General features: G+C 40.7%; 10 protein-coding genes. 3 read left to right on the top strand and 7 right to left on the bottom strand.

The window, feature by feature from the left end; genetic code table 11:
- Positions 1-267: 267 nt before the first annotated feature.
- The 5 genes from ACJYYY_RS10170 to ACJYYY_RS10190 all read right to left on the bottom strand — a co-directional run bounded on the left by ACJYYY_RS10170 (position 268) and on the right by ACJYYY_RS10190 (position 7599).
- Positions 268-1212 carry a lactate/malate family dehydrogenase gene (locus tag ACJYYY_RS10170; protein WP_408868905.1) on the bottom strand — a complete coding sequence of 315 codons (945 nt, stop codon included), beginning with the start codon at positions 1210-1212 and terminating at the stop codon, positions 268-270.
- On the bottom strand, positions 1212-2396 hold the full coding sequence (locus ACJYYY_RS10175) for an aminotransferase class I/II-fold pyridoxal phosphate-dependent enzyme (protein WP_035313580.1): 1185 nt from the start codon (positions 2394-2396) through the stop codon (positions 1212-1214). Before ACJYYY_RS10175 ends, ACJYYY_RS10170 begins: the two co-directional genes overlap by 1 nt.
- 79 nt (positions 2397-2475) lie before the next feature.
- Positions 2476-5088: a YfhO family protein gene (locus tag ACJYYY_RS10180; RefSeq protein ID WP_408868906.1), complete on the bottom strand. Its 2613-nt coding sequence runs from the start codon at positions 5086-5088 to the stop codon at positions 2476-2478.
- Between the two features lie 230 nt (positions 5089-5318).
- Entirely contained in the window at positions 5319-5936 is a 618-nt protein-coding gene (locus ACJYYY_RS10185; protein WP_035313581.1) for a YcnI family protein, read from the bottom strand.
- A 16-nt stretch (positions 5937-5952) separates the two neighbouring features.
- Complete coding sequence (locus ACJYYY_RS10190; protein WP_035313582.1) at positions 5953-7599, bottom strand: copper resistance protein CopC; 1647 nt, start codon at positions 7597-7599, stop codon at positions 5953-5955.
- Positions 7600-7843: 244 nt separating this feature from the next.
- Here ACJYYY_RS10190 and ACJYYY_RS10195 point away from each other — a divergent pair, with 244 nt between their 5' ends.
- Positions 7844-8815, top strand: a complete 972-nt coding sequence (locus ACJYYY_RS10195; RefSeq protein ID WP_035313584.1) for a Gfo/Idh/MocA family protein — start codon at positions 7844-7846, stop codon at positions 8813-8815.
- Positions 8816-8856: 41 nt separating this feature from the next.
- On the opposite strand, the gene ACJYYY_RS10200 is transcribed toward ACJYYY_RS10195, so the two are convergent.
- Complete coding sequence (locus ACJYYY_RS10200) at positions 8857-9066, bottom strand: DUF2187 family protein (protein ID WP_035313586.1); 210 nt, start codon at positions 9064-9066, stop codon at positions 8857-8859.
- 183 nt (positions 9067-9249) lie between these two features.
- Between ACJYYY_RS10200 and ACJYYY_RS10205 the strand changes: the two genes are divergently transcribed.
- Together ACJYYY_RS10205 and ACJYYY_RS10210 are read left to right on the top strand one after the other, a co-directional pair.
- On the top strand, positions 9250-9450 hold the full coding sequence (locus tag ACJYYY_RS10205) for a cold-shock protein (protein WP_035313588.1): 201 nt from the start codon (positions 9250-9252) through the stop codon (positions 9448-9450).
- 345 nt (positions 9451-9795) lie between these two features.
- A complete protein-coding gene (locus ACJYYY_RS10210; RefSeq protein ID WP_035313589.1) occupies positions 9796-11751 on the top strand; it encodes a fructose-bisphosphatase class III in 1956 nt (651 codons plus the stop codon).
- A 65-nt stretch (positions 11752-11816) separates the two neighbouring features.
- Here the strand turns inward: ACJYYY_RS10210 and ACJYYY_RS10215 are convergent, their stop codons facing one another.
- Complete coding sequence (locus tag ACJYYY_RS10215; RefSeq protein ID WP_035313591.1) at positions 11817-12167, bottom strand: DUF3899 domain-containing protein; 351 nt, start codon at positions 12165-12167, stop codon at positions 11817-11819.
- Between the last annotated feature and the right edge of the window lie 13 nt (positions 12168-12180).

The following is a 12180-nucleotide window of genomic DNA, read 5'->3' on the forward strand; positions in this document are numbered from 1 at the left end:
TAGAAATGTTGTTATATCCTCTCGTATTTAAATCCTAAACTTGGGTGATTTCAAAAATAACGCATCGACGGGAAATAGTCGAGACGTTATTTTTTCCAATCACTGCCGTTTAGAACGGCTTTAAATTCTTTTGTTCTAGGAAACACGAGCCTTGGAGGTGAGTGTACAGATGGTACTCGACTCCGATAAGGCGAGGCATTGACGACCTAGAACAGCGTTTATCTTCAGTTTGGAGCGATTATCCCTAGTGGGATAATCGCTCTTTTTCTAGTTTAACTTCATAATATTTGCCCGTATCACTGCGACCGTCTTATCTAGCGCTATTGTTTCACGTGAATCAAACGTTAGTGGAATAATCCGCTCGATGCCTCCTGCGCCCAGTAGAACAGGAACACCCATCGCCATCTTCGTTACACCATATTCACCATCTAAGACAGCAGCAGCCGCGGTAATAATTTTGGCGTCATTATAAATGGCCTGTACAAAGGCGGCAAGTACGTTACCGATACCGAACTGTGTATGTCCCTTCCGTTCAAAAATATCAAAACCGAAGTAAACAACCTTTTTTTCGAGCGCTAAGCGTTCGACTGTTTGACCAAGTAATGTTTCATAATCCGCTAACGCTAGCCCGCCGATACGGACGTGAGAAAAACAAGCAAATTGCGAATTGCCATGTTCACCAATCATAAATGCTTGAATACTGCTCGGATTAACACCTGCCAACTGTTGTGACAATTGCCGACGTAAACGCATGCTATCTAAGGCTGTACCTGTACCAATCACATAGGCTCGCGGCAAACCTGATAGTTGCCAAATTAAATAGGTAATAATATCACAAGGATTGGTGGCAATCACATACTTGCCAAGAAAGCCCGCTTCCTTCAATTTTGGAATAACGCTTCGAGCAATTGTTGCCGAACCTTCAAGTAGCATCAAGCGGTCTTCTTCAAGCGCAGTTGCTCGTTCAGTATAGGCGACGAGGATCATATCACAGCTGGCTAAATCGGTTAATGAAACAAGTTTAACCTGAGTAGCTGTCTGTGTTACTTCGATACCATCCATAAAATCAAGCACTTCACCCTCTGCTCTATCTGTATCACAATCATAGACGAGTATTTCATCCACAAGCTGTTGATGCGTTAACGCTGATACAGCTGCGATACCGACATTGCCAATACCAAGAACACCCACACGACGTTTTGTTTGGCTCATTATCTCGCCTCCCCAAATAAACCTAAGGCTGCGATGCGAGCTACCGCTTCTACTAAACGTTCAGTTGGTTGCAACACACTGACTCGCACATAATTAGCTCCCATCGAACCAAAACCTTCTCCGGGTGCCACCGCAATCTGCGCTTCATCAAGTAAGTAGTTCGCAAAGGAAGCGCCTGTAAAACCATCTGGCACTTTAAACCAAGCAAATAAAGAACCTTTCGATGCTTCGACCGACCACCCAATTGCCTGCAAGCCCTTCACTAAGGTATTAAGTCGTGTTTCATACACGAGACGATTCGCTTCAACCTGCTCAAGTGAACCTGTTAAGGCTTGCGTCATCCCATCTTGGATAAAGCCAGGCACCATCGTGTAAGCATTGCTGTGGTAATTTTTTAAAGCGGCAATAATCGAGGCGTTCCCGACGACAAAGCCAAAGCGATAATCAGCCATCGAAAATGTTTTTGAAGCTGTATATAACTCAACACCTTGTGCTTTACCGTCTTTCATTTGCATTAAACTTAACGGCGTTACGCCATTATAACCAATCGCTGCATATGCAAAATCATGCACAATTGCAATCTGATATTTTGCAGCGAAACGTATCGCCTTTTCAAAAAAGACTGGTGTTGCAACCGCTCCGGTTGGATTGTTCGGATAGTTCAACATCATCACCTTTGCCGCTACAGCAACCTCCTCCGGAATCGCATCAAAATCAGGTAAAAAATCAGTTTCAGCAGTCACCGGCATTTCATATATCGTTGCCTGTGCTAATTTTGCTGCGGCGAAATAAGGTGGATAGGCTGGATTCGTCAACAAAATGGTATCACCTGGATTGAGTAAGGTTTGTGGCACTGCTACAACACTCACACCCGATGAACTCACAATCATCACCTCTGTAGCAGGATCAATCTCAACATCGTAAACACGCTTATAAAATTGTGCCACCGCGTCTTTCACATTATCCTTACCCATAAACGGTGGATAACTATGATTGCTCGGATCAATGATTGCCGCTTGCATCGCTGCTTGAATCGCAGGGTCAGTCGCTAGATCAGGACTCCCACTCGCTAAATCAATGACATCGTCACCAACCTTTATTTTTGCATTGATTCGATCGTCTATCTCACTGAAGTAATTAATCGGCAACGATTTTACAACGTCTGCCATTTCGAATTGAGCCATAAGATTGCATCCCCTTTTTATACAGTAATATACTGATATATTACACTAAAAACGGTTTTATTCCTAATTAAATTCACGATCATTCATATTTATTCATACGTCGATTAATGGTAAACACACCATAAAACAAAAAGATGCTAACAAAGAACAATATGACACCCGGCATAAATCCTTCGGGGGTAAACACCATTTCAATTGTATGTTCCCCTTTTGTTACTGGAATTGAGAGAAAGGCATCGTCAACAGTGTTAGCTTCAACTACCTTACCATCAACTTTGACCTCCCAACCATTATCGGCTGGAATCGTTGTAAAGAGCGTTTGCTTACGCGCTTTAACATTGACAGTCGCTGACGCTTTCCGACCGTCGACCTTAAATTCTACGCCACTTTGTTTAATCCGTCCCGCATCCTCTTGATATTGATTCACATCCAGAAAAATCACGATTGGCTTGCCAATCGAAACGGCATCCGTCCCATAAAAATTCGTTGTATACTCAATATCACGGGCCATTGGATAATAACCTAAATCGTAGTATTGTCCGTTAATTGATAATTGGGTTGCCTTATTAACACCATTAACAGTTAGTAATACCGATGATGAACCAATCTGACCATAGTTTGTTGGCCAAATACTCATGTATGCTTGTTTATTGGCAGGAACATGCACCTTCCAAGTGATTTTTTTATCAACTTCATTTTTAATTGCTGTATACGTCACATTTTCAGTGTTTGGATCAGTAACCGTGGACACATTATCGGTCGAGATAACAGTTGGTATTGCGCTCGTAAAATAAGTGTTGTGTGATTGCGCTAATTGACTGTACAGCTGCGTTTGTGTTCCTAAGTTATCATTTTTTTTCACTTTGAATTTGTTAATATTCGCATCGGTTAAGATACCTAACGGTAGCGCATTTTCATTTTTAAATAAATAGTAGCCTTTATCATTCGAATATTGACTAAACCCAAATTTATTAATCGGCATTTTAGTGATGTTGTAGCGCACGCCAAACAACGAATCCATTAACAAGGTATTATTGGCATATCGTATATTCAAGTTTGTACCTCGTGATTTAAATCCTAAGTCATTCATAAAGGATAACGTGTTACGATTACGGACCGATGAAAACTGACTCAGCCCATTAAAGCCATAATTAATCGCATCATTGGCAGAAACGGGATCCATTGTTTCGGTGCGATAAAACGTCGTTGCATCGGCTGTGATTGTTTTCTCAATCACTTCTCGATAACTTGTGTAAGGGAGCTGATACGAAGTTCTCGCGGGATAATTCCAATCTTCTAACACGCCATTAAGCATTGTTTTCATGTTGATGACAGCCTCACTCACCATCACAATCACCAATATAACTGCTAACTTTTTCATAATTGTGCGGTTCAAACTGGAAATTGCAAATACAATCGCATAAATGATTAAAAAGATTACAGTTAAATAGAGCGAATCTTGTTCTAAATACGTATAGAGAGACTCTGGCAGTAAGTATTTCACGCCTAAAAACAGCGCTGCTAAACTAATAATAATTGTAATTACACGGCCATTATCACTCCGTTGATAGTTAGTAAAACCGTAACCCGCTAACATCACGACGATAAATGAAAACAAGAATGAATAGCGGAATAAAAACATGTAAGGTGAATGCATTCCTTGCCAAAATAAATTCAAAGCCGAAATATTAAAGCTGATAAAGACAATCAACACTAGAGCGCCAAACGCTAATTTCGTCCGCAAGTTGCATTTTTTAGTAACAAAAAAGTAAATCGCCATAATCAAGGGGATTAACCCGGCATATGTAAATGGAATACTATCATATTTGGTGGTATCATAAACGCCGATCATAGATTTAACAACAACATCCCATAGATGTGTTTCACTCGTAAAAAAACTGGTCACCTTTGTAAGTGCTTCACCATTGTTGCGTAAATCCAACACCATCGGCAGAATCATAATCATCGCTGATAAGCCCGCTAAGAGAGCTGTTGCAAAATACAGCACCAGTTTGCGCAATCGTTTTTGCGGCTCAATAACGAGTAAGGCAAACATGTATAACACACTAAAAATGCCGATCATAAAGCCCATATAATAGTTAGAAATAAACAATAAGGCGTACGCCACAAACAATAACGTCGGCTTAAAATGCTCCATCAGACGATTCACACCCAATACAACTAATGGGAGATAAATCAAACCATCAAGCCACATGATTGACATTGAATAAGCCCCCACAAAAGACATCAAGGCATAAGCTACACTTAAACCAATCTGTATGAGTGGATGAATCTTAAATGTCGCTTTTGCATATATCCAAAACGTAAGACCGATTAGACCGACTTTAACAATCGTTAATAAATAAATGAAATCGGGAATATTGGCATTCGAAAAAAAGTACACTAAAAACGGAAAAACACCGCCTAAATAATAAGACATAAAGGCGTAATAATTAAAGCCTAGTCCTAAATTCCAATTATAAAAAAGACTTCCCTTTCCATGTAATACATTATTAAAACTTGCATAAAAATTGCTATACTGTGAAAAACTATCACTTGCTAAGATTGAGCGTTCACTGCCCCAATAAATACCTAGGCTATAATAGACCAAAGCCATTACCACTAACGGAATCATAAAAGCACAAATATATTGTGTGAAATTATGTTTGATTACTTTGTATGCTTTTTTCATTTGTCTCCTCCTGCGTATACTGTCTCTTACATCATACTATATTATTGTTCTTCTCCTCAACAGATGCACAAATAGCAATAAAAAACCACAACAGCGAGTTGTGGTTTGGGAATGTAGACTGAATAGCAATGCTGTTGACTGCGTTGCTTTCACTTTTATTTCTCTAGTTCAATCAACCAGAAGCTTTCAACTTTATTTCTCTAGTTCAATCAACCAGAAACTTTCAACTTTTATTTTCTTCTAATAACTACGACTAACGCTGCTAAGCTTAACAGTAATGCAAGACCACTGACAAACCAAAGTCCAATCGATTGGCTTGTTTCAGCAGTTTTTTCGTGATTGCTCACAGTTGCTGTTTTTCCATGTGCATCTGTTTTTGTGTTTGCTTGTTCAATCATCGTCTGCGAATGTGGTGTATCAGCATCGGCGTCACCTGTCCATTCTACGATGCTTTTATCCTCATAGTATTGGTAGGCATTCCAGTCCATCGCTCCTGTTTGAGCAGGGTTTTGAGCCACAAATTGAAACGATTGGAATTGACCTTGTTCAATTCCACCCTCTTCATTTTTCTTTTCCCATGTGACACGTTCAATCTTATCTGCTTTATTTGTGGTGGTCGTTACCTTCCAACCTGGTAGCGGTTGATAGTTTAAAAAGTTGGCCGTTTCAGGGACAACGAGTACCACCTTTATAGTCGCATTGTCTTTTTCATTCGGCACCTTCATTGTATATGTTTCATAGCTTTCTGTTTGAGAAGTTGCCGGGCTCACCGTAACATGAGCACTGACCGACATTGAAAATCCAAATACACCAATTAATACAGCTATCATAACGCTAAGTTGTTTCATTCGTCTTGCTCCCTTCTTATCTGCTAATTCTAATTTCAAATGTATCTTCAACCGTTTCAAAGTCGGTTGATAAGGCTTTAATCGTCACCTGCCATTTACCAGTTTGACTAATAAACAACCCTTTGGCACGATAACGTTGCGCCTCTTTATCCCAGTCTAAGGTGGTTGTGGTTGATACCTCGCTCCGGTTTTTGGCAACAATCATTTGAACTTGCTGCCAATCAGCCTTAACATCAGCTTGATCCAGTTGCACATCAAAGACATTTTCACCAACGATTGCTGGCGCAATCGTTAAATTGATTTGATGCTGCTTGAGCGTACTCTTTAAAACGAGTGGCGTAGGCTCAGGTGGGGGTGGTGTCGCCGTATTTGTTAAAAAACCGACTAAGCCTAGAATGATAATTCCCGCTCCAATTTCAGCCCATAACGTGCCTTTATTTGGCACATTTGTACGCTTCATTGCCCGCGCCACGAAATGACCAATCCCAATCACACCCATAATAAACACCACTAGCGCTTTAATTAACAGTGTTCGTCCATAGGTCGATGTGAATACTTGCATGATTGAACTAAAATATAACGCACTTAACAAAATACCACTCATAATCAAGGTCAGCACCGCGCCAAAGGCCACTGGCGCAAAGCGTTGGAGACTTGTGTCATACGCCAACTTGACTGTGGTGGAGTATTCACGACGTAGCGTGAGATATAAGGTTAAAATGATCATCACCCCACCAATCCAGACGCTAGCCGCTGTTAAATGGAGCCAGTCGGTCACTGTCGATAACACGATAATCGTTGCCGCTTGTGAATGACCACTAGTTGCTGTCGCGAGTGTCATCCCAATGAAACCAACCGTCATAACACTCAGTTTAAGTGCCCATTTATCTGTCGAACGATTGAAATAAAAATGGCCACTAACTGCAAAGACCATTAAGGCACAACATCGCCAAAACCAAAGCCGACCAAATGTCGTCTCGGTGAGCGTTTGCCAAGCTAACTTAAAATCTAATGCTTGCCAAAGACTGACATTATTTAACAGGGCCGTTTGAGCAATAAACTGGAGGATAAACGCCAGAATCACTAACATCATTCCGGTCATCACCAGTGTTTTCAATGCGCTTTTTAACGCCTGTTTACTTGCGGTCGGAATAAGATAGAGCAAGGCTAATTGAACACCTGCAATCATGCTGAGACCAATATAAAGCGGCCATTTAACAAGCGATTGCATGATTGGTGTGTTCGACTGATCACTGGTTGCATCGGGAATCGCGTCTGTGGCTTGATAACCAAACATAAACGTGCCAGAAACAGCATGCCCATCCGCTGAAATCACCCGCCAATTCACACTATAAATCCCTTTACTTAAAGCGTCAGTCAATTTGACACTGACGATACGGTTGCTCTCTTGTTCAATAAAAGCAGCCCCTTTATCGACACGATTCCCCGCTTCATCTGTTACCGCGATGGTCGGTGCTTGATTTTGAATCGCTTCATCAAATTGAACCGACACCTGTGCTGGGCTCTCCTCGACATTCGCTTGCATCGCTGGGGTTGTTTGTTGCACATAAGCATGAGCCGATACAAGTTGCAATGGCATCAGCGTCAATACTACAATCAATCCTATTAATGTTCCGAGTTGGCTTATACGCAATTGCAACATGCATTCACCTCATTTACAATCCCGTCCATCTTACTATCAGAATGAAATCGTCTTTTTTTCAACATTGAAACCGCTCCTTTAAACGCTTACCGTTAGTATAGCAAAATCTCTGTCACGATTAACACACAAAATGACGCCTTCAACCACCTTTTATGTCCATTTTGTGACAGGTGTATATTTTTGAGATACGACTCTTATTAATTACTGCTATACTGATTATATCATGATAGAAAGAGGTGCAGAAATGACTCATTTAAATTGGGCAATACTCGGTTTAGGTTCAATCGCAACGGAGATGGCAGCTGCTCTACAAGAGGCACATGGCACTATTTATGCCGTCGCTTCACGTTCACAAACAAAAGCAAACACATTTGCAGCTGCGTATAATGTAACGGCTGTATACGGCTCCTACGAGACGATGCTGGCGGATGAAAACATTGATGTCGTTTATATCGCGACACCACACAGCAATCACTATGAATATATTATCGCTAGTTTGCTTCATAACAAACACGTACTCTGTGAAAAAGCCATCACTGTCAACAACTTACAATTAGCTGAAATCACCGCCTTAGCCAAACAAAAACAGTTAATTGTGGCTGAAGCGATGACCATTTTCCATATGCCGCTCTTCAAAAAAATCAAACAATTGATTAACAAAGGCGACTTAGGAACACTTAAAATGATTCAAGCCTCGTTCGGGAGTGTCAAGGAAGACGATGTATCGAATCGTTTCTTTGATCCAGCCTTAGCTGGTGGCGCCTTACTCGATATTGGCACCTATGCCGTATCCTTCGCCCGCTATTTTTTAAGCAGTCAACCAACCGTCATTAAAACAACGATGTTGCCATTCGAGACAGGTGTCGATGAACAGTCTGGGATTTTATTGCAGACGAAAGAAGGCGAAATCGCTGTTATCAATCTAAGTATCCGCGCAAAAATGCCCAAAACAGCGATTATCGGTGGCGATAAAGGTTATTTTTCAATTACAGACTACCCTCGTGGTACACAAGCCTCTTTTTTCAATACCGAAACTGGCACAACAACATTGATTGAAGCTGGCCGTGCTGCAGATGCCTTCCAGTATGAGATTGATGCGTTTGAAACGGCTGTTACCAGTCAGAAAGAACATACCTTATCACTGAGCAACGATGTTATCAGCATCCTAACTGAGGTCCGCCAACAATGGGGAATGTCTTATCCGTTCGAAAAATAAGGCAAAAAAAAGAAGGGGCGATTGCCCTTTCTTTTTTTGCCTTATTTAATCACTTTATAGTTTTTAAAGTTTACGACTGTTGTTGGGTTCGCTTTAACTTCTTCAATTGCTGAATCTCGTTTAGTGATAGTTAACACCGCTGAGTTTGTTAAAAACTTAATAATGATACCTTCACCCGACATATCCTCACGTTTAAACTTAACTAAGTCGCCTACTTCTCCTACTGGTACGATTTCTTTTTTCTCTGACACATAAATCAACTCCTTTATACTATTAAGAATAACATATATTTGGAATTGTTTTGCTATTATTGTTTTAACGTGGTATGATAAACATGTGCTTTTGATAGGTAAATAAATGAATTCAAACTTCTTTTTATGCCTAAACAAGACTACAACTATTTGCACTTAGTGCATAACTGGAGGTTTTTTATAATGGAAACAGGTAAAGTAAAATGGTTTAACTCAGAAAAAGGTTTTGGTTTCATCGAACGCGAAAACGGTGACGATGTATTCGTACATTTCTCAGCTATTCAATCTGAAGGATTCAAAACTTTAGAAGAAGGCCAAGCTGTAAACTTCGAAGTTGAAGATGGACAACGTGGACCTCAAGCTGCTAACGTTGAAAAAGCGTAAGTAACTGTTAGACCTACCCTCGGGTAGGTCTTTTTTCATGTCTTTTTTTAAAGATAGTCAGACGCTGGAAAGTATGCTATACTGAGTACTTGCGATGAGTCTTTTGCAGCGTGTTCTGTCCGCTGCGCAGTGTGAAATAGTCACTGCACTAGCCCCCTCAACATCTTTGCTTTGTGGAAAGCAGTTGGGGGGGCTTTTTAGATGCATTTTAACTGAATCGGTCTACCCCAATCGTCTTATTTTTATTTTCAATGCTCATTTCCTTGCATGACTGGACTTTCTTTTCTAGAATGATAGTAATGTGCAGCCTATTCTATACTTAGTTTCAGCGAAGGGAGCGTTTTGATGAGCAATTCACAAACAAAATATTTACAATTACTTGCTTCACATTATCCAACACCCGCACAAACGATTACCGAAATTATTAATCTGGAGGCTATCCTTAATCTGCCAAAGGGAACCGAACATTTTTTAAGTGATTTACACGGTGAATATGATGCGTTTGAACAGGTTTTTCGTAACGGATCCGGTGTCATTAAACGGAAACTAAGCGTTCTCTTTGCCAACGAACTATCTGAGACCGAATTGACGACTTTAGCTACCTTAATTTATTACCCCCGTCCCAAAATGCGTATCATCTTACGGACTTTTTCTGCTACTGAAAAGAATGACTGGTACCGTATTACCTTATTACGTCTCATTAAGTTAACAAGTTTTGTCTCTTCGAAATACACACGCTCTAAAGTACGGAAACTAATGTCGCCAGACTTCACTTACATCATTGAAGAACTACTTTACCAAAATAATGATCAAATTGAAAAAGAGGCGTATTATCATGAAATTCTCACGAGCGTGATTGAACTGAACAGCGCAGCTGATTTAATCCACGCCCTAGCGACCTTAATTCGGCGCTTGGTGGTTGATCATTTACACATCGTCGGTGATGTCTTTGACCGTGGTCCAGCGCCTGACAAAATCATTAACCGTTTAACAAAACACCAGTCGCTCGACTTCCAATGGGGCAATCATGATATGATTTGGATGGGAGCAGCGAGCGGGTCTGCTGTTTGCATCGCCAATGTTTTACGGATTTCAGCCCGCTATTTGAATCTCGATACGGTAGAAGACAGCTATGGTATCTCACTGCGTCCACTTGCGATTTTCGCTGACACGACGTACGAAAACACATCGACCGCTTTTATGCCTAAAAAGAGCCAAGAAAGCGCTAAAACAACATCTGAAATCAATCAAATCGCTCGAATGCATAAAGCAATAGCCATTATTCAATTCAAACTTGAAGGTGCCATCATTCAGCGACACCCTGAATTCAATATGACAGACCGTCTCCTGTTGAATAAAATCAATTATACTAACGGTACTATCACAGTTAACAACCACACCTACACGTTAACTGACACCGACTTCCCGACGATTGATCCAGCTAATCCTTATACACTCACTCCCGAAGAAAACGATGTGATTGAGCGGCTGTTATTAGGTTTTATCAACTCTGCTAAATTACAGGAACACGTTGCCTTCCTCTATGCGAAAGGCAGCATGTATTTACGCTATAATGGCAATTTAATCTACCATGGCTGTATTCCATTAAATGAGGATGGTTCCTTTAAAGCGTTGACGATTGCTAATAAACCGTATACTGGGAGAGCCTTGTTTGATAAATTCGATCAGTATGCCCGACAAGCCTTTTCACAACCTGAAGGGTCGAAAGAGAAAGAAGCAGCGCTCGATTACGTTTGGTACTTATGGACCGGCGAAACATCACCGCTTTTCGGCAAGACGGCAATGACCACCTTCGAGCGTTATTTCATCGCTGAAGCAGAAACTCATCACGAAGTTAAGAATCCGTACTATCTTAAACGCAATGACGAGGAAACAGTCGCCACTATTTTACGTGAGTTCAATCTTTCACCCGATGATGGTCATATTATTAACGGCCACACACCTGTGAAAGAAGGCGCTGGCGAAAGCCCAATCAAAGCCAATGGCAAGCTACTTGTGATTGATGGCGGCTTCTCCAAAGCTTATCAAAGCGTGACTAGCATTGCCGGATACACCTTAATCTATAATGCTTATGGGCTACAGTTAGTGAAGCACCAACCATTCACATCGACAGAAGATGCCATTATGAACGAAACTGACATTATTTCTACCCGTCGTATTATTGAAACAGAGACTATACGACAATGTGTTAAAGACACTGATATCGGACAGCACTTACAACAGCAAATTAACGATCTCAAATCGCTGCTCACAGCTTACCGACAAGGGCTGATAAAATAAAAAAACAGAGTTAGAATCGCGTGACACTTCGATTCTAACTCTGCTTTTTTTACTGTTTTACTCCTCTAATAAAAAATGAATAGCAACAACAGATTCACACCAAGATAAACACACCCTACCAACAAAAAATGTGCATAGGTTAAGGTGATTAATTCCGATAACATCCCTGCTTCTTGAATGTCTTCCTGTGATCGTTTATTCGGTCCAAAATTAAAAAACAAGCGCATCGATGAATGAAAAATATCAAAAAAGCCACCACGTACGACCATTAATAATAAACCGAGTAACAAGAAAATAATGCCCACTAAAAAACTAACGTTCATGAAATTTTCAACGGTCCATCCTGGTTGTTTAAACGTGACAATTAACACGACAACCAACAGACTCAAGCCTAAATAAAAGCCACTCTTTTTCACTATAAATGTTCCT

This window comes from Brochothrix campestris (genome assembly GCF_046058945.1).
Classification (GTDB): domain Bacteria; phylum Bacillota; class Bacilli; order Lactobacillales; family Listeriaceae; genus Brochothrix; species Brochothrix campestris.